22 protein-coding genes and 1 tRNA gene are annotated in these 18,075 nt (G+C 66.8%); 7 read left to right on the forward strand and 16 right to left on the reverse strand.

Translation table 11 applies throughout. The features are described from left to right. The first annotated feature begins 20 nt into the window (after positions 1–20). Positions 21–905 (forward strand): LysR family transcriptional regulator, encoded by an 885-nt coding sequence (locus KVT39_RS33660; RefSeq protein WP_217591095.1) that lies wholly within the window; start codon positions 21–23, stop codon positions 903–905. 173 nt (positions 906–1,078) lie between these two features. Here KVT39_RS33660 and KVT39_RS33665 read toward each other — a convergent pair whose 3' ends face one another. Next, positions 1,079–2,320 carry an MFS transporter gene (locus tag KVT39_RS33665; protein WP_217591096.1) on the reverse strand — a complete coding sequence of 414 codons (1,242 nt, stop codon included), beginning with the start codon at positions 2,318–2,320 and terminating at the stop codon, positions 1,079–1,081. Between the two features lie 139 nt (positions 2,321–2,459). On the opposite strand from KVT39_RS33665, the gene KVT39_RS33670 reads away from it, so the two are divergent. Further along, positions 2,460–3,332 (forward strand): LysR family transcriptional regulator, encoded by an 873-nt coding sequence (locus KVT39_RS33670; RefSeq protein ID WP_034180660.1) that lies wholly within the window; start codon positions 2,460–2,462, stop codon positions 3,330–3,332. Between the two features lie 171 nt (positions 3,333–3,503). Here KVT39_RS33670 and KVT39_RS33675 read toward each other — a convergent pair. Beyond that, a tRNA-Leu gene (locus KVT39_RS33675) sits at positions 3,504–3,588 on the reverse strand. Positions 3,589–3,734: 146 nt separating this feature from the next. On the opposite strand from KVT39_RS33675, the gene KVT39_RS33680 reads away from it, so the two are divergent. Then, positions 3,735–5,060, forward strand: a complete 1,326-nt coding sequence (locus tag KVT39_RS33680) for a leucine-rich repeat-containing protein kinase family protein (RefSeq protein WP_217591097.1) — start codon at positions 3,735–3,737, stop codon at positions 5,058–5,060. Positions 5,061–5,092: 32 nt separating this feature from the next. On the opposite strand, the gene KVT39_RS33685 is transcribed toward KVT39_RS33680, so the two are convergent. The 8 genes from KVT39_RS33685 to KVT39_RS33720 all read right to left on the reverse strand — a co-directional run bounded on the left by KVT39_RS33685 (position 5,093) and on the right by KVT39_RS33720 (position 10,490). Next, complete coding sequence (locus tag KVT39_RS33685) at positions 5,093–5,722, reverse strand: LysE family translocator (protein WP_217591098.1); 630 nt, start codon at positions 5,720–5,722, stop codon at positions 5,093–5,095. Between the two features lie 92 nt (positions 5,723–5,814). Continuing rightward, a complete protein-coding gene (locus KVT39_RS33690; RefSeq protein ID WP_217591099.1) occupies positions 5,815–5,988 on the reverse strand; it encodes a hypothetical protein in 174 nt (57 codons plus the stop codon). A gap of 39 nt (positions 5,989–6,027) precedes the next feature. Then, positions 6,028–6,474, reverse strand: a complete 447-nt coding sequence (locus KVT39_RS33695) for a copper chaperone PCu(A)C (RefSeq protein ID WP_217591100.1) — start codon at positions 6,472–6,474, stop codon at positions 6,028–6,030. An 83-nt stretch (positions 6,475–6,557) separates the two neighbouring features. Further along, entirely contained in the window at positions 6,558–6,923 is a 366-nt protein-coding gene (gene copC, locus KVT39_RS33700; RefSeq protein ID WP_105392214.1) for a copper homeostasis periplasmic binding protein CopC, read from the reverse strand. A gap of 256 nt (positions 6,924–7,179) precedes the next feature. Further along, positions 7,180–7,557 carry a DUF2946 domain-containing protein gene (locus tag KVT39_RS33705; RefSeq protein WP_105392213.1) on the reverse strand — a complete coding sequence of 126 codons (378 nt, stop codon included), beginning with the start codon at positions 7,555–7,557 and terminating at the stop codon, positions 7,180–7,182. A gap of 92 nt (positions 7,558–7,649) precedes the next feature. Continuing rightward, positions 7,650–8,144: an SRPBCC family protein gene (locus tag KVT39_RS33710; RefSeq protein ID WP_217591101.1), complete on the reverse strand. Its 495-nt coding sequence runs from the start codon at positions 8,142–8,144 to the stop codon at positions 7,650–7,652. A 58-nt stretch (positions 8,145–8,202) separates the two neighbouring features. Further along, on the reverse strand, positions 8,203–8,505 hold the full coding sequence (locus KVT39_RS33715) for a 2Fe-2S iron-sulfur cluster-binding protein (protein WP_034180650.1): 303 nt from the start codon (positions 8,503–8,505) through the stop codon (positions 8,203–8,205). Positions 8,506–8,585: 80 nt separating this feature from the next. Beyond that, on the reverse strand, positions 8,586–10,490 hold the full coding sequence (locus KVT39_RS33720; RefSeq protein WP_217591102.1) for a sigma-54-dependent Fis family transcriptional regulator: 1,905 nt from the start codon (positions 10,488–10,490) through the stop codon (positions 8,586–8,588). Between the two features lie 298 nt (positions 10,491–10,788). Here KVT39_RS33720 and KVT39_RS33725 point away from each other — a divergent pair, with 298 nt between their 5' ends. Beyond that, entirely contained in the window at positions 10,789–11,064 is a 276-nt protein-coding gene (locus tag KVT39_RS33725) for a DUF2964 family protein (protein ID WP_235212474.1), read from the forward strand. A 239-nt stretch (positions 11,065–11,303) separates the two neighbouring features. Then, entirely contained in the window at positions 11,304–11,591 is a 288-nt protein-coding gene (locus tag KVT39_RS33730; RefSeq protein ID WP_034180648.1) for a DUF1488 domain-containing protein, read from the forward strand. Positions 11,592–11,743: 152 nt separating this feature from the next. Here KVT39_RS33730 and KVT39_RS33735 read toward each other — a convergent pair whose 3' ends face one another. Genes KVT39_RS33735 through KVT39_RS33745 form a run of 3 tightly spaced genes read right to left on the reverse strand, consistent with a single transcriptional unit; the run spans position 11,744 to position 13,490 of the window. Beyond that, positions 11,744–12,607: an MBL fold metallo-hydrolase gene (locus KVT39_RS33735; protein WP_217591103.1), complete on the reverse strand. Its 864-nt coding sequence runs from the start codon at positions 12,605–12,607 to the stop codon at positions 11,744–11,746. A 3-nt stretch (positions 12,608–12,610) separates the two neighbouring features. Then, the gene (locus KVT39_RS33740; RefSeq protein WP_105392210.1) at positions 12,611–12,937 is read right to left on the reverse strand and encodes a hypothetical protein; all 327 of its coding nucleotides are present in this window, start codon (positions 12,935–12,937) and stop codon (positions 12,611–12,613) included. Between the two features lie 13 nt (positions 12,938–12,950). Beyond that, positions 12,951–13,490, reverse strand: coding sequence for a sugar ABC transporter (locus tag KVT39_RS33745; protein ID WP_217591104.1), 540 nt, complete (start codon positions 13,488–13,490; stop codon positions 12,951–12,953). 200 nt (positions 13,491–13,690) lie between these two features. Between KVT39_RS33745 and KVT39_RS33750 the strand changes: the two genes are divergently transcribed. Then, a complete protein-coding gene (locus tag KVT39_RS33750) occupies positions 13,691–14,542 on the forward strand; it encodes a LysR substrate-binding domain-containing protein (protein WP_217591105.1) in 852 nt (283 codons plus the stop codon). A 90-nt stretch (positions 14,543–14,632) separates the two neighbouring features. Here the strand turns inward: KVT39_RS33750 and KVT39_RS33755 are convergent, their stop codons facing one another. Then, a complete protein-coding gene (locus tag KVT39_RS33755) occupies positions 14,633–15,934 on the reverse strand; it encodes an NCS2 family permease (protein WP_047902602.1) in 1,302 nt (433 codons plus the stop codon). Between the two features lie 771 nt (positions 15,935–16,705). Between KVT39_RS33755 and KVT39_RS33760 the strand changes: the two genes are divergently transcribed. Then, a complete protein-coding gene (locus tag KVT39_RS33760; RefSeq protein WP_072441829.1) occupies positions 16,706–16,984 on the forward strand; it encodes a hypothetical protein in 279 nt (92 codons plus the stop codon). 160 nt (positions 16,985–17,144) lie between these two features. Here KVT39_RS33760 and KVT39_RS33765 read toward each other — a convergent pair whose 3' ends face one another. Together KVT39_RS33765 and KVT39_RS33770 are read right to left on the reverse strand one after the other, a co-directional pair. Beyond that, the gene (locus tag KVT39_RS33765) at positions 17,145–17,519 is read right to left on the reverse strand and encodes a DUF2917 domain-containing protein (protein WP_105392206.1); all 375 of its coding nucleotides are present in this window, start codon (positions 17,517–17,519) and stop codon (positions 17,145–17,147) included. A 250-nt stretch (positions 17,520–17,769) separates the two neighbouring features. Then, entirely contained in the window at positions 17,770–18,057 is a 288-nt protein-coding gene (locus tag KVT39_RS33770) for a hypothetical protein (RefSeq protein WP_105392205.1), read from the reverse strand. Between the last annotated feature and the right edge of the window lie 18 nt (positions 18,058–18,075).

Raw genomic sequence — 18,075 nt, forward strand, 5'->3', positions numbered from 1 at the left:
GATGGAAACGAATAGTTCTTATGCAAGGTAGAAAAGGAGCTAATACCTTGGGGCTTTCGCTCGAAATCGACCTGCTGCGTTCGTTCGTCGTGATCGCCGAGGTGCGCGCGCTCAGCCGCGCGGCGGCGCGCGTCGGGCGCACGCAATCCGCGCTCAGCCAGCAGATGAAGCGGCTCGAGGATATCGTCGACCAGCCGCTGTTCCAGCGCACCGGCCGCGGCGTCGTGCTGACCCACCCGGGCGAGCGGCTGCTCGTGCATGCGCAGCGCATCCTGCGGCTGCACGACGAGGCAATGGCCGACCTGTGCGGTACTGGGCTGTCGGGGACGATCCGGTTCGGGTGCCCGGACGATTACGCGGAGGTGTTTCTACCGTCGCTGCTGCGACAGTTTTCGAGCCAGCATCCGCAGGCGATCGTCGAAATCGTGTGCGGGCCGACGCCGCGGCTGCTCGAACAGCTCGAGAAACGCGCGGTCGATCTCGCGATGATTTCATTGCCGGACGACGGGGCCAGCGACGACATCATTCGCCGCGAGCAACTGGTCTGGATCGGCTACCCGGGGCTCGAACCCGCGCATTTCGATCCGCTGCCGCTCGCGCTTTCCGATCGCGATACGCTCGATCACATCGCGGCTTGCGAAGCGTTGCATCGCGCCGGCCGCGATTACCGCGTCGCGTATGCGAGCAGCAGTCTCGCAGGGCTGATCGCGCTGGTGCGCTCGGGGCAGGCGTTCGCGGTGATGACGCAGACGGCCGTGCCGGCCGACCTGGCGATCGTCAACGGCGATCCGCGATTGCCGCCGTTGCCGGCCGTGGGCATTACGCTGAGGTTCGACCGGAAACGGCCGTCGCATCTGACGACGGCGTTTGCCGAGCATATCCGGCTGACGCTGCCGCTGTTGTGATGCGCAACGCGCGGCTATGTGCGTCCATCGCCACGTCGCGCATCCGGATCTTCACCCACATGCCCTGCAGATTTAGTTCGATTTCCTGATATTCGCCGACCGGTTCGGAATCGGCGATGCCTGCAGCAGGCGGCGCTTGACCGGAACGCGCGGTTCAACGCCCGCCGCACCCGTTACACGCGTGCCAATCGCCGTGCAGCCAGCAACCCGAGAGCGAGCAGCACCGCGACATACGCGGCGACGCTCGCCCACGCGCCGTGTTGCCAGAACGACCCGCCGACCGAACCGAGCACGCTCGACCCGAGATAGTACGCAAGCAGGTACAGCGATGCGGCGTGCCCCTTCGCGGATCCCGCGAGCTGGCCGACCCAGCCGCTCGCGACCGCATGGGCGACGAAGAAGCCGATCGTGACGAGCACGATGCCGACGACGATCGCGACGAGCGAGTGCGACAGCGTCAGCGCGAGGCCCGCCGCGAATACGAGAATGCCGCTGACCAGCACCGGTGCGCGTCCGACGCGGTCGGCGAGCGCGCCTGCGCTCGATGAAGACACCATCCCGAACAGGTAGGCGCCGAAGATCAGGCCGCACTCGGTCGAACTCAGATTGAAGGGGGCCGCGGTGAGCCGGAACCCTGCGTAGTTGTAGATCGTCACGAACGCGCCCATCACCAGGAAGCCGATCGCGAACACGAACGGCAGCCGCGCGTGACGCAGTTGCGCGTTCCACAGCCGCAAATGGTGGCGCAGCGTCAGATCGGTGCGCTTCACGAAGCGTCGCGATTGCGGCAGCAGCATCACGAAGGCAACTGCCGCGACGAGATCGACGACGCCGATCGTCAGCATCGCCGTCCGCCACGAGAAGTGCTCTTCCAGTGCGCTCATGCCGATCCGGCCGACCATGCCGCCGAACGCGGTGCCGCCGACATAGAGCCCCATCGAGAAACCGAGCCCGTCGGACGCGATTTCTTCGGCGAGATAGGCCATCGCGACCGCCGGGACGCCGCCCAGCGCGAAACCTTCGAGCGCACGCCAGACCAGCAGCAGGTTCCAGTTGGGCGACAGCGCGGCGAGCACATTGAACAGTGCGGCCAACGTCATCGACGCGAACATCAGCCCGCGTCGTCCGACGCGTTCGGACAGTGCGCCGGCGCACAAAATCGAGACCGCCAGCATCCCGGTCGACAGCGACAACGACAGCGAACTCGATGCCGCGCCCAGCCCGAACTCCCGTGCGAACGCGGGAAGCAGCGGCTGGACGCAGTACAGCAGCGAGAAGGTGGAAAAGCCGGCGAGGAAGAGCGCCAGCGCGATGCGCTTGTACGCGGCCGAGCGCGGGGAAACGCCGGCAGGTAGCGCATCGGGCGCGGCGTTCTGCGTACCGGGCATGGATCGGGAAATCGAGGGGGAGGACATGGGTGCACTCGATGTGCGTTGGAATGCCTGAATTCTTGCGCACCGTCATGTATATGTCCAATATATGAAAGAAACCATAGCGATATGTTTAACCACTGGCTGACGAGCCAGCCCGGCTCACCGCGAGGTCACGTAGCGAATGGAACTCAGGCATCTCCGATACTTTCTGGCCGTGGCGGCCACGTCGAATTTCACCAAGGCTGCCGAAACGCTCGGCATCGGTCAGCCGCCGTTGAGCCAGCAGATCAAGGCGCTCGAGAGCGAACTCGGCGTGGAGCTGTTCAAGCGGACCGCGCGCGGCGCCGAGCTGACGTTGGCGGGCGAGGTCTTCGCGGAAGAGGCGCGCCGCGTGCTCGACGATGCCGAGCGTGCGGCACGGGCGGCAAGGCGGGCTGCGCGCGGGGAAACCGGCCACCTGCGGGTCGGCTTCACCGGGACGGCGGCGTTCAATTCGAAAGTGTCGGATCTGATTCGCCGCTTTCGGGAGGCGTTTCCGGATGCGGAGCTGACGTTGCAGGAAGCGACCTCGGGCGTCTTGCTGGACGAGCTGGATGCCGGGCGCCTCGACGTCGCGATCGTGCGGCCGGAACGCCGTGTCGCCGCGACGTTGCGGGTGACCGACTGGGACGAGGAGCCGATGTATGTCGCGCTGCCCGTCGCGCATCGGTTGGCGCAGCGTCGGCGCATCGATCTGGCCGAGCTGGCCGACGAGTCGTTCGTGCAAGTGCCTCGGGAGGCCGGCAGCGCGCTGTTCGACGATATCGTCGCCGCATGCAATGCCGCAGGATTCGAGCCGCGGATGGCGCAACCCGCGCCGCAGATCGCGTCCGCGGTGACGCTGGTCGCGGCCGGACTGGGCGTGTCGGTCGTGCCGAAGGCGATTACGCAGGTGCAGGTCGCCGGGGTCGTCTATCGGCCGTTCGCGGGTAATGCGCTGCGTGCAAGGCTGGCCATTGCGTCGCGATGCGACGAGCCGTCGGCGGTCGTTCGCAATTTTCTGTTGCTGGCGTAGCGGGGTGTGCCGAGGTGCTTGGGGCAGATCCGTCCCGCGTTGAATTTCCCGGTGCGCGCCGGGCTTGCATCGGCATCGTGTCGTCGAGCGCGATAAAAACAAAAAACCCGCGAGGCCATGCGCTGTCGCGGGTTTTTGAAAATGCTCGAAACGCGGAGAAACCGCATCATCTGGTGCCGACGGCGAGACTCGAACTCGCACAGCTTTCGCCACTACCCCCTCAAGATAGCGTGTCTACCAATTTCACCACGTCGGCACTGCACTGCAAGGGGCGCAATTCTAGCGTCACATTGCGCGTTTGTGAAGGGGGTATGACACGGTTGCGGTGTGCGCGAAAGCGATCCCGGTAGAATTCGGGCGATCGGTCCGACGATCATCGCAACCGCAACCCGTTTTCTCCCAGTGACCACCACTCTCGAACAACTGCAGGCCGGACAACTGTCGGGCGCCCGGCAACTCAAGCTCGCGTGCGGGCTGACCGAATTTCCGCGCGAGATTTTCGATCTGGCCGACACGCTCGAAGTGCTCGACCTGTCCGGCAATGCGCTCGCCGCGCTGCCCGACGACCTGTCGCGGCTGCACCGCCTGCGCATCCTGTTCGCGTCGGGCAACCGCTTCACCGCCTTCCCCGAGGTGCTCGGCGCGTGTGCGCAGCTCGACATGATCGGCTTCAAGGCGAACCGGATTCGCACGGTGCCGCACGGATCGCTGCCGCGCGCGCTGCGCTGGCTGATCCTCACCGACAACGAAATCGATGCACTGCCCGCCGAGATCGGCGGCTGCTCGCGATTGCAGAAGCTGATGCTCGCGGGCAACCGGCTGCGCGCGCTGCCTGCCGAAATGGCCGCATGCCGTGCGCTCGAACTGGTGCGCCTGTCGGCGAACCGGCTGGACGAACTGCCCGACTGGTTGCCGCGCCTGCCGCGCCTTGCGTGGCTCGCATACTCAGGCAATCCGTTCAGCGCCGCGCCGGAAGCCGCGGCGTCGGCCGGGCCGGAGGTCGCGGACGTCGACTGGGCGTCGCTCTCGTGCGAGCAGAAGCTGGGCGAAGGCGCGTCGGGCGTCATTTACCGCGCGCAATGGCGTGCGGACGGTCATGCGCCGCGCGCGGTCGCGGTCAAGCTGTTCAAGGGCGCGGTGACGAGCGACGGGCTGCCCGACTGTGAAATGGCCGCGTGCCTGCACGCCGGCCGCCACCCGAACGTGATCCCGGTGATCGGCAAGGTGCGCGGTCATCCGGACGGCACGCACGGCCTCGTGATGGAACTGGTCGATCCGGCGCTCGCGAACCTGGCCGGGCCGCCGAGCTTCGCAACCTGCACGCGCGACGTGTATGCGGCCGACGCGCGATTCGAGCCGGAAGAGGCCGTGCGGATCGCACACGGCATCGCGTCGGCCGCACGCCATCTGCACGCGCGCGGCATCATGCACGGCGACCTGTATGCGCACAACATCCTGCACGACGGCGTGGGCGGCGCGCTGCTGGGCGACTTCGGTGCGGCATCGTTCTACGACACGAGCGATGCACGGCATGGCACCCGGCTCGAACGGCTGGAGGTCCGTGCGTTCGGCCATCTGCTCGGCGAACTGCTCGCGCATTGCGCGCCGCGCCTATGGAGCGGGGCGAGTGACCTGGCAGCGCTCGCTGCGGCTTGCGTGAGCGAGGACATCGACACCCGGCCGTCGTTCGACGGGATCATCGACGCGCTGGCCGCGTGGAAGGTCTGACGGGGAAGGGCTGCCCGCCGTGCGTGCGCTTGTTAAACCTGCTGTGCAGTCAGCAGCTTGATCCCGAGCCCGACGAACAGCAGCCCGCTGGCGCGCTTGAGCGCGCGCACCGCGCGGCTCATGCCGAAGCCGCGATGGAACCGGCGCACGCCGGCCGAATAGATGCTGTGAACGACCACAACGGTGCACGCGATCGTCGTGTACATCACGACGAACTGCAGCGCGAGCGGGCGGTCGTGCACGATGAACTGCGGCATGAACGCCGACAGGAAGATCATCGTCTTCGGATTGCTGCCCGACACGAACAGCGCTTCGCGGAACAGCTTCCCGCGGTCGGGCACGGCGCTCTCCGCTGCGCCGGTCGAAGCGGCGGCCTTGCGGTCGCCGCGCAGTTGCCGGACGCCCAGCACCATCAGGTACGCGGCGCCGACGACCTTCATCGCGACGAACAGCGGCGGCATCGCGGCGAGCACCGCGCCGACGCCGAGCGCGACCAGCAGCACGACCACGCCCTGCGCGACGAGGTTGCCGGCGATCGTCGCGGCGGTGCCGTGCGTGCCGTAGCGCACCGTGTTGCGGATGACGAGCAGCACGTTGGGCCCCGGCGACAGCGTCGTGGCGAGATAGGCTGCGGCAAACAGCATCCAGGTCTGAATGGACATGCGTCGCTCCGAGAGGCGGTTCCGGCGGGAGGGGTGAAGCGATGATGCCACGCCAAAATGGCGCAGGCACCCGCCGGAACCGGCGCGGTGCGTCAGCGCGCGTCGCGCATGCAGTACGCGGGGATCGACGGCGGCGTATCGATCGCGGCGGGCCGCGTCATCCACGCGATCCACGCGGCCCATAACCCGCAGGCGATCAGCGCGGCGACATTCAGCGGCGTCCGGTAGCGGACGATCAGGTCGGCCAGCGGCAGGCGGTTCTTCATGTTCGTCTCCATCGGTAGTTGCGCATGCAACGTTACTGATTACTGGCCGGTATACGATGGCGCCTTCGCGTCGCAGGTCACGGACACCGTCGAGCCGTCCGCGAAATGCAGCCGGAACGGCACCTTCGCGCCGGGCGCGACGGGCTGGCGCGGTTGCTCGAGCATCACGTGATAGCTCTTCGGCTTGAACGTCACGGTGCCGTGCGCGGGCACCTCGACCGCGTCGACGTGAACCATCTTCGCGGTGCTGCCGTTCGTCTGCGTTTCATGCACCATCGCCATCCCGTACGCGGGCGTGTCGATGCCTGTCAGTCTGGCGGGCGCATCGCCGTCGTTCTTCAGCGTGAAGTAACCGGACGACGGCACCGTCGCCGGCATCGCACGGATCCAGCAGTTGTCGGCCTGCACGGCCGGTGCGGCGAACGTGGCGGGGGCTTGCAGCGCCAGCAGCGCGAAGAGCGGGCCGGTCGGAATCGTGCGTTTCATCGTTTGTTCTCCTTATCGGGTGTGCTGCATGGGGCATCGACGGCAATACGATCGGCGCGTCATGCCGAAGCGCATCGCGTGCATCACTTCAGCGTGAACGTGTAGCGGCCTTTCGTGCGATGGCCGTCGCTGGCTACGGCGATCCACGCGACCGTGTACGTGCCGGCCGTCAGGCTGGCCAGCGCGACGTGCATCCGCTTCCGGTTGCCGGCGTCGACGGCCGATTTCCCGTCGGCGACCGACTGCCCGTGGCTGTCGGTGACGGCGATCGAGCTGAAGGCCGGCTCGAGCGCTTCGCTGAAATCGATCGTCACCGCGTGCGGGGCGCTCGAAAGCGTGGCGCCGGCGGCCGGTTCCTGCGTCTTCGGGAGCGCGTGGGCCTGGGCGGCCTGGATGACGACGAAGCCGAGTGCGGCGAGTGCGCCGCGAACGAAAGGGGTGGTTTTCATGGCTGGTTGTGCGAGTGGCGAATCGGATGGACACACGGATTCGACGGACGGATGCGCGAGCGGGATCGCAGCGACACCGATGCCGGCTGCGGTCGGCGCGACAGTACGCACCGGAAGCGGCCGACCGCACGCGCGGCACGACGCCGCGCGCTACACGGTGACGCATGATCGTCCTTCGAAACGTGACACGTCACGCACGCCGGTGGCGTGCGCGGACCGCGCGATGCGCTACGGCATCACGCGTGACGACGACGGTTCAGGACGCGAGCGGAGGGGCGCGCGGCTGCGCGGCCGTGAGCGGCAGCGCGCGGCGCAGGCTGTCGAAGCGGGTCGCTTCGCGGTGCTGGATGACGCGCACGTTGGCCGCGAACGTCAGTTCGGGTGCGGGCAGTGCGGGCGTATGGGCAAGCAGGCTGCAGTAGCCGCATGCCTGGAGGTGAGCCTGCAGGCTCTTCGACGACGAATCGGCGGAGCGGTCGCCGGTGGTCGGCGCGGCCGTGCAGTAGCCGGCCAGCAGCGCATCGACGCGGCCTTGCGTTGTCAGCGCCTGCGAGATCGTCGGCGCGAGCGCCGTCATCAGGATGGCGAGCATCCCGATCAGACTGCCGATCTTCCGGAGACGACGACTCAGCATGCGATGTGCGGCGGCGTATGGGCGAGGATGGAGCGGATTATGCCACGCACGTCGATTCGCATGTCGGCAGCGGCGTGCGGCATCGCGGCGCGTTATGCGTGCTTCGCCAGATATTTCGTGATCAGCATCATCTGCGCGGCCCAGCCCTGATCGTTCATCTCGCGCGCCTTCGCGCGACGCGCCTCGATCAACTGGTCGAAACCCGTTTCGGTGACCGTCAGCAGCGTGCCGCCGGCCTGTGGGGCAAGCGTGAACGTGACGAGCGTCATCGGCTCGGACGTGTAATCGAAGTTCGGATCGATCGCGAACGGATGCCAGCGAAACGAGAACAGTTGCTTCGGCTCGATGCGGTCGACGACGATTTCGAACACAGTGCCCGCATAGGGCTCCTGTGCCTTGGCGATGTCGTCGTCGACGCGCGTCGGCGTGATGCGGCCGAACAGCGGCTGGTCGGCCGCGAACGGCCCGTCGAACGTGACGCCGAACCAGTGGCCGAATTCCCCGGAATTGCTGACGGCTTCCCAGGCGCGGTCGGGCGATGCCGCGAGCAGGGTCTGCTTTTCGACGCGATCGGTTTGCTGGGTCATCACGTTCTCCATGCAGGATCAACCGTTGCAGGACGGCGCGCGCGACCGTGCGCCGCGTCTAGTCGAGCATGACCGCGTCGGGCACGTCGAGCACGAGGTCGGACGTCGCGACGGCCACGCACGGCAGCGTATAGCCGTCGGCCTTTTCCTCGCGGCTCAACCCCGGCCATTCGATCGTATAGCGTACGCTGCCGCTGACGATCCGGCAAAGGCAGCTTCGGCACGTGCCGTTGCGGCACGAGCGCGGCAGCGACACGCGCGCGAATGCGGCGGCCTCGAGCAGCGTCAGCGAGTCGGGCGCATCGAAGGTCGTGCCGAGCGGCTCGATGCGCACGAGAGGAGGGTGTTCCGGGGTGGTCATGGCTGAAGCGGGCGGCGGATCGGGCAACGCGCCAAGCATACCCGAAGCCGCCTGCGGCCGGCGCCCGCCGGCCGCGGGTATCAGTGCCGGCGCAGGTACCGGTACACGGTATTGCGCGCGAGGCCGAGCTCGCGCGCAGCCGCCGACACGTTGCCGCCGTGCCGCGCGAGCACCGCGTCGATCACCGCGGCCTGATGGCGTTGCAGCGTCGTTCCTTCGCGCGGGTCGGCCGGTGCGGTCGCGGCCGCCGCAGCGGGTGCCGCCGTCGCATCGTCGCAGTCGAGCCAGAAATCGTCGGGCAAATGCGCGAGCGTGATTTCGGCTTCGTCTTCGGCGAGCATGCCGGCCGTGCGCAGCACGTTGGTCATCTGCCGCAGGTTGCCGGGCCAGCGGTGGCGCGTGAACGCGTCGAGCACGTCGGCCGCGATGCGGCGCGGCATCGGCTCGCTGCGGGCGAGCCGCGCGAGAATCCGGTCGACGAGCGCGGGCAGGTCGGTACGCGCGGCGAGCGCCGGCAGCGTGACCGCGAGCCCGTTGATCCGGTAGAACAGGTCTTCGCGGAACGTGCCTTCGGCGATCATCGCGCGCAGGTCGCGATGGGTCGCGCAGACCACGCGCACGTCGACCGGCACCGCGCGCGCGCCGCCGAGCGGCATCACCGCGCGTTCCTGCAGCACGCGCATCAGCCTGACCTGCTGCGCGAGCGGCATGTCGCCGATCTCGTCGAGAAACAGCGTGCCGCCGTCGGCCTGCGCGATCTTGCCGGGGCTGCCGCGCTTGCGCGCGCCCGTGAACGCGCCGTCCTCATAGCCGAACAGTTCGGCCTCGATCAGCGAATCGGGCAGTGCCGCGCAGTTGACCGCGACGAACGGGCCGTCCGCGCGCGGCGAGGCCTGGTGCAGCGCGCGGGCGAGCCATTCCTTGCCGGTGCCGGTCTGGCCGAGGATCAGCAGCGGCAGGTCGCGCCCGCGGATCTTCGCGACGCGTTCGAGCACGGCAGCCATGCGCGCGTCGCCGGTGTCGAGCGTCGCGAACGTGATCGCGTCGGGGTCCGGTGCGCGCACGCGCGCGGCCGGTGCGGGCGGCGTGACGGCGACGGTCGCGCGCTGCGCTTCCGCGAATTCGCAGCGCGCGAGTACGCGTACGCCGGTCGACAGCGTGAGGCGGAACGTCGCGCCGGGCGCGCGCGCCGCCTGCTGCGCGAGCTGGCCGAAGCGCATGCCGAACAGCGCGTCGCAGCCTTGGTGCTGCAATGCATCGAACGGTGCGCCGAGCTGGAATTGTGCGCTGCGGTTCGCGGCGATCAGCCCGCCGTCGGGGCCGAACGCGACGAGCCCCGCGAACAGCGAGTCGACGCAATCCTCGTGCGCGTGAAAGCGCAGCCGCAACGCTTCCGCACACTGGTTCGCGAACAGGTGGTTTTCGATCAGCTGCGCGGACATTCGCACGAGCGCGAGCGTATGCGGGCTCGAGCCGCGCGGGTCGCCGCTGACGTCGAGCGTGCCGAGCGTGCGGCCGAACGGATCGAAGATCGGCGCGCACGAGCAGGTGAGGATGTGATTGGCGCGCAGGAAGTGTTCGGCGCCGTGCACCGCGACGGCCTGGCCCGATGCGAGCGCGGTGCCGATCGCGTTGGTGCCGCGCGCGCCTTCGGCCCACGACACGCCGGTGCACAGCGCGACGCGGTTGGCTTTCTCGATGAAGTCCGCGTCGCCGATGCTGTGCAGGATCACGCCGTCGGCGTCGGTCAGCAGCACGAGGCTTTGCGTGTCGGCGATTTGCGCGTGGAGGTTCTCCATCACCGGGCGGGCGTGCGAGAACAGTGCGTGATTCGTATCGAGCAGTTCGCGCAGCGCGGTGCGCGACAGCGCCGAGAAATCGGGGCGCTCGTGCGCGCGCAGGCCGACCGCGGTCGAACGCGCATGCGCCTGCGCGAGCAGGTCGGTGCGACCCGCGGTGGCGGGCAGCACGAAGGGTTGCGGCATGACTTGTCTCCTGTCGACCAGAGTTGGCGCTTCAGCGCTTACTCTGGTCCCATGCTTCGCGGTCGGCCTCGGTCAGCGCTTCAGCGCTTACTCGGGCCCCATGCTCCTCGATCGGCCAATCCCGTGCCGCGGTACTTGCCGAAGCCATATCGCCGAAACCCTCTGCGGAATCCACGTTTCGCTTGCGGCGCACCATCGGGCACGAAGGCCGACCATCCGGGTACGCATCATCATACAAGCGCCACGTGCGATATGCGACCGCGAACAAAATCCACTTGCTTTTAAATGGCCGCATGCAATGATGGAAATGGAACACGCACGCGCCGTGTTCCGCATCGCAACATGCATGCGACGCGACATGCATCCGTTCGGGAGACGCATCATGGTTCGGACGGAACTGAGAGTCGTGCTGGCGGCCATCGCCACCTTCATCATGCTGGGCGGCATAGCCGTGGCGATCCACGGGTTGCTGTTCGATCTGACCGATGCGGTGCGATACGGGGCGGCTGCGATTGCGGTGGGCGTCACGACGGCCGCGATCGCGCTCAACGTCTGGCCCACCGATCCGCACTGATGCCCGTTTCCGAAACGGTGCCGGATGCCGCGCTGATCTGATGAAATGCGCGTCGGAACGACGCATGCCGGAAAATTTGTCTCCTGCGCGAAACCGTCTAAAGTGGAAAGCAACCAGCAGGCATTGTCCGCGCCATACCCCGCGGACGGTGCTTCCGCTGGCGAGCCCGCGTAGATTTCGTCCGGCCGGTAGCGGACGACGGACGCGGTCATTCGTGTTCTACCGGTCGAGGCGGCTTCATGCAGATCCATTTCACGAACGAGAAGCCTGAATATTCGGGGCGCGACCTGATGCTTGGGTTCACGGCGCTGGTCAATGGCGAGCGCGTCCAATGCCAGATCACTGCCGAGGCGCTGGAAGACCACTTCGGTGCGGCATCGCCGCGCTTCGAGGACATGGTCGGCGCATTCGACCAGCACCGCGATCGCATCGAGGCGGCCGCACGGCGCCTGCTGTCGGAGACGCGCGCGCAATGCGTGACGCTGCGCAGCGGTTATGTGCGCTTCTACGAGGCGAACTGGCGCTGAGCCGGACGACCGGACAGCGACTGAGCGGGCGCCGAATACCGGCGCCCGTGTCGTATCGGCGCATGCTCGTTCGACCGCACGCTGACGCCGCCTGATGCGCGGCCGATTCGATCGTCGTGCGGTGCGATGGCGTGCCCGTTGTTCCGCTTCGCTCAGTCCGCCCCGGTGAGCGCATACGTGCCACCTGTTTCGCCGTTCGTTCGCGCGATGCGTGCGAAGCCGGCTTCGGCGAGGTGCATTCCCGCAATCAGCAGGTTGTCCGAAGCGGCCTCGGCGAGTGTTGCCGCGCGCGTCGCAAACGCCTGCGACGGATCGTGGTCGAACGCGATCGAGACGTCCGGGCGAGCCACCTGAATCGGCGCGAAATGCACGAGATCGCCCCAGATCAGTAGGCGCTCGCCACACGATTCGATGAGGTAGCCAGTGTGACCGGGCGTATGCCCCGGCAGCGGCACGGCTACGATGCCGGGCAGCACGTCGCCTGCTTCGATGGTGCGCAGCTTCGCCCGATAGACGTCGAAAGTGTGCCGCGCGATCCGGAAGTTGACGCGAGCTCGCTCATTCGCGCGATCGTACGATTCATCGTCCAGCCAGAACGCGCGTTCCCGTTCGTGAATGACCACCTCCGCATCCGGAAAGGCCGGCTGCCCGCTCGCGTCGAGCAGGCCGCCGATGTGGTCGGGATGCGCGTGCGTCAGCAGGATCGTGTCGATGTCGCGCGTATCGATGCCGGCTCGCGACAGCGACGGAATCAGGCGGCCTCCCCAGTTCCGGATGCCGCCGGCGCCGGCATCGACAAGCACGGTGCGGCCGTTCCCGCGTATCACGTAACAGTTGATGTTCACGCTGGACGGCGTGTGGATGCCTGCCCGGTGCATGATGCCGGTCGCGTCGTCGAGCGCGATGTTCGAAAGCAAGTCGAGGCCGGCCGTCAGCGTGCCGTCGCTTATCGCGGTGACCGAGAAATCGCCGATCCGGCGGAACGGGAACGGGAAGCAGGGAAGTGGTTCGCTCATGGATCAATGTCGGGCGTGAAGGTGGATCGTGTCGTAGCCGAAGCAGCGGATGCGTGCGACGAATCCGGTGTGGCGGAGAATTTCGCGATCCAGCTCGGTCATGAATCGGTCCATTAACTCAGTGGTGCGAAATGATTCGAGGCGATAGCGGATCTCCGCGCTGACGGGATGTCCGCAGCCGTGCCTGACCGGGACATGAACGACATGGACCGTGCCGGGTGCAGCCCGCAACACGTCGGTGCAGAGGGTCGCGCAGGCCGACGAGAGCGCGTCGAGTGCGGCGTTCGACGGCATGCTCGCCTCGGGGATGAAAATCGTGACGCTGGGCATGACAGGGCTCCCGTCAGCGTGCGGCCGCCGACACCGGCGCGCCGACGAGCTGGTCGCCCATCGGCGCGTAGAGCCGGATCGCGGTGTCGGACGGCTCGGACGCGAGCCGCGCCTGATCGTGCGTCAGGACGGCCAGCCAGCGATGGGCCGGCTGGCGGTCCAGCGCGATCGCATGAATCGCGCTGGCTGCGATGCCCGCTCGCGCGAATGGGGCAGCGTCGTCGCACACGGCCAGCCACTGATGGCCGGACACGGTCGGCGCGGGTGCTGCGCCGTCGTACACGTTGCGTCGCCACTCGACGATATGCGGCTGCCAGCGCGCGAAATTGCCGCCGCCCTTGTCGCGATACTCGGCCGACGTCAGCACGTCGGGGCTGTCGATCGTGTGAAGCGCGAGGTAGACGGGGCCGTCGCCGCCGAGGGCGCGAAAGCGTTGCGACGTGTGGAAGCCGGATACGGAGATCAGCGCCGGAAGTTTGATCCGGCTGTAGAAATCGTTCCACTCGGCTTCGGTGGCACGGTCGGCGAAGCTGCATTCAACGGCATAGATCATCACGCCTCCACGGGGAGCAAGCGGCCTTCGGGATTGATCGCCGCTCGACTGGTTGAGTTTTTGTCATGATAATCAGGCGCTGTAGTGGCGAAAAACGACAATTCGTCACCATTCATTGATATTTGGTCAAGCTTTGACCGACGACCGTCGGACCGGGAGCAATCGTGACGCGACGCAGGATTCCGAGCAATTCGGCATTGATGGCATTCGAGGCCGCGGCGCGGCACGGCAGCTTCGCGCGCGCCGCCGACGAACTGGCGTTGACGGAAGGGGCGATCAGCAGGCAGATCGGCCGGCTGGAGACGTTTCTCGGCGTGGCGCTGTTCGAGCGTGTCGGCAACCGCGTTCGGGTTGCACCGAACGGCGCGCGCTATGCGGCGCAGGTTCGCGAAGTGCTGGACCGGCTCGAGCGCGACAGCCAGTACATGATGGGGCAGCCCGGCGACGGCGGCAGCGTCGATATCGCCGTGACGCCGACGTTTGCGACGCGCTGGCTGATTCCGCGGCTCAAGCGGTTCCAGGCGCAGCATCCGAACATCACGGTGCATTTCGCGGATCGCGCGGATCCGTTCGTGCTGGCCGGCAGCGGATTCGACGCAGCGATTCACTTCGAGCATCCTGCCTGGGCCGGCATGCATACGTACCGGCTATGCGAGGAGGTGCTGGTGCCGGTCTGCCACCCGTCGCTGCTCGCGGGCGGGCATCCGGACGCGTTGCTGGGCACGCTGCCGCGCCTTCACAAGCGCCAGACGCCCGACGCGTGGTCGGCTTACGTGCAGGAGACGGGGGTGCCGGTGAGCAATCCGGCCGCCGGCGCGCGCTACGATCTTTACTCGATGCTGATCGCGGCGGCCCAGGCCGGGCTCGGCGTTGCGCTGGTGCCGCGGCTGTATGTCGATACCGAGATTACGCAAGGGTTGCTCGCCGCGCCCTGGCCGGACGGTCGGGGCGTGGTCAAGCGCTTCTGTCTCGTGCTGCCCGAAGCGCTGGATCTTGGCGACGGGCCGCTGCAGACCTTTGCGCGCTGGGTGCTGGGGGAGGCGGGTACATGACGCGGCGTCGTCCGCGCCGGGCGCATTCGCAAACAAAAACGCCACCCGAAGGTGGCGTTTCTCATTGAGCATCGCGCCGAAGCGCATCCGTCATTCGCTGCCGAGATAGAAGTAGCGGAACAGGAACACGGCCGCGATGATCCACACGATCGGCTTGACCGTGCGGGCCTGGCCCGTCAGCAGCTTGAGGCCGCCGTACGCGATGAAGCCGAACGCGACGCCGTTCGCGATCGAGTACGTGAACGGCATCAGCAGCGCGGTCAGCGCGGCCGGCACGGCTTCCGTCGCATCGTCCCAGGGCACGTCGACCATCTCGCGCAGCATCAGGCACGACACGTACAGCAGCGCCGGTGCCGTTGCGTAGCCCGGCACGACGCCGGCGAGCGGCGCGATGAACAGGCACGCGAGGAACAGCACCGCGACGGTGATCGCCGTCATGCCCGTGCGGCCGCCGGCCTGCACGCCCGATGCGCTCTCGATATACGCGGTGGTCGACGACGTGCCGAGCACCGAGCCCGCGACGATCGCCGTGCTGTCGGCGAGCAGCGCCTTGTTCAGGCGGTTCATCTTGCCTTCGACGAGCAGGCCCGCGCGGTTCGCGACACCCATCAGCGTGCCCGTCGCGTCGAACAGCTCGACGAGGAAGAACACCAGGATCACGTTGATGATGCCGGTCGACAGCGCGGCGCCGATGTCGAGCTTGAACAGCGTCGCGTCGATCGACGGCGGTGCGGAAAACACGCCGTGGAACTGGTTGTCGCCGAAGAAGAACGACAGGATCGTGACGCCGATGATGCCGATCAGGATCGCGCCGCGCACGCGCAGATGGTCGAGCGTGACGATCGTGAAGAAGCCGACGATCGCGAGGATCGTGTCGTGCTTGTGCAGGTCGCCGAGCGTGACGAGCGTGGCCGGGCTGCCGACGATCACGCCCGACGTCTTCAGCGAGATGATGCCGAGGAACAGGCCGATGCCGGCGGTGATCGAGATCCGCAGCGATTTCGGAATGCCGTTGACGATCGCCTCGCGCACGCGGAACAGCGTGACGAGCAGGAACAGGCAGCCGGAGATGAACACAGCGCCGAGCGCGGCCTGCCACGTGAAGCCCATGCCCTTGACGACCGTGTACGCGAAATACGCGTTCAGGCCCATGCCCGGCGCACATGCGATCGGGTAGTTCGCATACAGCCCCATGATGATCGAAGCCAGCGCCGCGACGAGGCAGGTCGCGACGAACACGGATTCCTTCGGCATGCCGGCGTCGCCGAGGATCGCGGGGTTGACGAAGATGATGTAGGCCATCGTCAGGAACGTGGTGACGCCCGCGAGTATTTCGGTGCGGAAGTCGGTGCCGGCTTCAGCGAAGCCGAAATACCGCTTGATGGATTCCATTAGGGCGTTTCTCCGGTCGGGTTGTCGTGTTGCTTGTTGTGCCGAATTGTTGTAAAGGCAGCGGCCGGCTTAATGTAACCAGCCACTATTGCCCGGCTATCGGCGGATTGTAATAGCGCGGATAGCTCGGACGATATAGTTGGAGGGCACGATCGACTGCCTGCGCGCGAACGGTCTGGCAGCCCGGCCGCGCGACGAAGGCGCGCATTTTACCGGTTCGGGCGGAACGGGCAGGCGGAAAGGGTAAAAACGGGAGCGTGACGAACAGGCGGGGGCCGGCCGATGCATGCGCAACGGCACGTCGGCCACATTGCGCGCGGCCGGCACGCGATGACATTCGACTGAAACGGAGCGCACGCATGCTGCACGAATACGGTGCAGGCATGACGTGCACGATGACGTGCGCGCGGACGCGCGTGCATGGCCGATGCGAGAGCGCAGCGGCGTGCAGCAGCCATTCGTCAGTCCGGGCAGTCGCAGATAACGAGCTATCCTGCGCCGAAGCCGTCCCGCCCGCAACTGTCATTTCGCGATGCGTGGGCGACTGTGGTTTCTGTGTAAAAGATTGCAAGACCCCATCGCATAAACCGGCAAGTCTTTCTAGGATAGATACACCGCGCATGCACACGCCGGCCGGTAATTGCCGACGCGGGGGAGTCGCAGTCCGTGCAGGCCAGGCGGTGAATGGCGGTCAAGGCCGTTGCGCGTTTGGGCAGGCACGGCCGATTGCGATTGCCCGATGCGGGTTCGTCCGTAATCACGGAGGTCAGCATGTTGAACTGGATCAGCCGTTGGGCGATGCGACACGCCCCCACGCCGGAAAAAACCGCTGCGTCGATGCTCGTGACGGCGCGCATGGAACTGTTCACTGCGGAACAGCGCGTCATCGATGCGAAATTACAGGCGGATTACTGGCGTACACGTGTGTCATTCCTCGAAGAGGTGCAGAAGCAGGGCATCGATCCGTGGGTGACCTCGCAGGCTGCGCTACGCCCCGAGCTCGATTCAACTCCCCGAAGCACGGGCCCGCGTCTCGCCGCCAGCACCTGATGCACCTACTGCATCCGATAGCTGCGCACGGCGCGCGATCGCTCGCGGCACGCATTGGCGTGCCGCGTCATTCGATGCGCACCTGCGGCGGTTAGCGCCGCAGGTGCGTCTGTTTCCGGTCGCGGCCGTTCCGCGTCTCGCGTGCGTGACGGCGCGTCAATCATCCACTCCTTCTCCATACCCCGACGAGCAAACGTTGCACTTGCGCGAGCGTGCGTCTGAAGCGCTCGCCGCGCCGCACGTAGGCGGTCGTGATCGACGCTTCGGCCGATCGGTCGGCATCGGTGCTGAGCCAGATGCGGTCGCCGCGTGCGATGCGCAGCACGTCGCCGGGCTGCACCCAGTAGTCGTCGACGCTCGGCGGGCGCGTGATCCACAGCGCCGCGCCGTGTGCGCGGATTTCCGCGTCTTGCGGCGCGCGCCAGGTCATCGTCGTGCGCGGCGCGACCGCGAAACGGATCACGACGGTCGGTAATGCGATCGTGCCGGCGCGGCGCCGGTCGGGACGGTCAAACAGCTGGCTTGCCTGGTCCATCGTCTTCTCCATTCAGTGAGCCGGACGGATGACGCGCACCAGAACAAAAAGGCCTCATCCGTTTCCGGCGAGGCCTTGTGTGACATGCGGTACTGCTCGATTGCTAACGCACAAGCGCCTCCCGTGATCCATTCTTTCGAATGTTCACCGGGCAATGATTCGCGATGGCGATGAGCTTGAACGTAGGCATGCGAACGAGTGTGTCGTGGCAGCGCGGCGCTGTCAACGACATTTTCGAGAGGCGTGGCGGTTACGCGTCGCGTTGCGCGAGACCGTTCACGAGCAGTTCGGACAGCAGGCCCGTCATCCCTTCGGGATGCGTGGCCGCGCGCGCCTTCAGCTGCTCGACGAGCTCGGCGTTGAGCTTGCACGCAAACGGCACGAGCCCTTGTTCCTGGTCGAGCTTGCGCTGCGCGCGGCGGTCGAGCTTTGCCGCGTCTTCGGCGCCCTTGCCGAAACGGGCGGCGCCCGACTGCTTCATCGCGTGCGTCAGCTTGAGCGCCTTGTTCTTTTCTAGATCGGTTTTCTTCATGGCCATCGCGGCACCTCCGGGAAA

It is taken from the genome of Burkholderia sp. GbtcB21 (genome assembly GCF_019091065.1).
Lineage (GTDB): Bacteria > Pseudomonadota > Gammaproteobacteria > Burkholderiales > Burkholderiaceae > Burkholderia > Burkholderia pyrrocinia_C.

Bases quoted from the DNA above. Each gene is read 5' to 3' on its own strand.
- KVT39_RS33660 (WP_217591095.1), top strand. From the start codon at position 21: ATGCAAGGTAGAAAAGGAGCTAATACCTTGGGGCTTTCGCTCGAAATC.
- KVT39_RS33665 (WP_217591096.1), bottom strand. From the start codon at position 2,320: ATGTCCTCCCCCTCGATTTCCCGATCCATGCCCGGTACGCAGAACGCC.
- KVT39_RS33670 (WP_034180660.1), top strand. From the start codon at position 2,460: ATGGAACTCAGGCATCTCCGATACTTTCTGGCCGTGGCGGCCACGTCG.
- KVT39_RS33685 (WP_217591098.1), bottom strand. From the start codon at position 5,722: ATGTCCATTCAGACCTGGATGCTGTTTGCCGCAGCCTATCTCGCCACG.
- KVT39_RS33690 (WP_217591099.1), bottom strand. From the start codon at position 5,988: ATGAAGAACCGCCTGCCGCTGGCCGACCTGATCGTCCGCTACCGGACG.
- KVT39_RS33695 (WP_217591100.1), bottom strand. From the start codon at position 6,474: ATGAAACGCACGATTCCGACCGGCCCGCTCTTCGCGCTGCTGGCGCTG.
- copC (WP_105392214.1), bottom strand. From the start codon at position 6,923: ATGAAAACCACCCCTTTCGTTCGCGGCGCACTCGCCGCACTCGGCTTC.
- KVT39_RS33705 (WP_105392213.1), bottom strand. From the start codon at position 7,557: ATGCTGAGTCGTCGTCTCCGGAAGATCGGCAGTCTGATCGGGATGCTC.
- KVT39_RS33710 (WP_217591101.1), bottom strand. From the start codon at position 8,144: ATGACCCAGCAAACCGATCGCGTCGAAAAGCAGACCCTGCTCGCGGCA.
- KVT39_RS33715 (WP_034180650.1), bottom strand. From the start codon at position 8,505: ATGACCACCCCGGAACACCCTCCTCTCGTGCGCATCGAGCCGCTCGGC.
- KVT39_RS33720 (WP_217591102.1), bottom strand. From the start codon at position 10,490: ATGCCGCAACCCTTCGTGCTGCCCGCCACCGCGGGTCGCACCGACCTG.
- KVT39_RS33725 (WP_235212474.1), top strand. From the start codon at position 10,789: ATGATGGAAATGGAACACGCACGCGCCGTGTTCCGCATCGCAACATGC.
- KVT39_RS33730 (WP_034180648.1), top strand. From the start codon at position 11,304: ATGCAGATCCATTTCACGAACGAGAAGCCTGAATATTCGGGGCGCGAC.
- KVT39_RS33735 (WP_217591103.1), bottom strand. From the start codon at position 12,607: ATGAGCGAACCACTTCCCTGCTTCCCGTTCCCGTTCCGCCGGATCGGC.
- KVT39_RS33740 (WP_105392210.1), bottom strand. From the start codon at position 12,937: ATGCCCAGCGTCACGATTTTCATCCCCGAGGCGAGCATGCCGTCGAAC.
- KVT39_RS33745 (WP_217591104.1), bottom strand. From the start codon at position 13,490: ATGATCTATGCCGTTGAATGCAGCTTCGCCGACCGTGCCACCGAAGCC.
- KVT39_RS33750 (WP_217591105.1), top strand. From the start codon at position 13,691: ATGGCATTCGAGGCCGCGGCGCGGCACGGCAGCTTCGCGCGCGCCGCC.
- KVT39_RS33755 (WP_047902602.1), bottom strand. From the start codon at position 15,934: ATGGAATCCATCAAGCGGTATTTCGGCTTCGCTGAAGCCGGCACCGAC.
- KVT39_RS33760 (WP_072441829.1), top strand. From the start codon at position 16,706: ATGTTGAACTGGATCAGCCGTTGGGCGATGCGACACGCCCCCACGCCG.
- KVT39_RS33765 (WP_105392206.1), bottom strand. From the start codon at position 17,519: ATGGACCAGGCAAGCCAGCTGTTTGACCGTCCCGACCGGCGCCGCGCC.
- KVT39_RS33770 (WP_105392205.1), bottom strand. From the start codon at position 18,057: ATGGCCATGAAGAAAACCGATCTAGAAAAGAACAAGGCGCTCAAGCTG.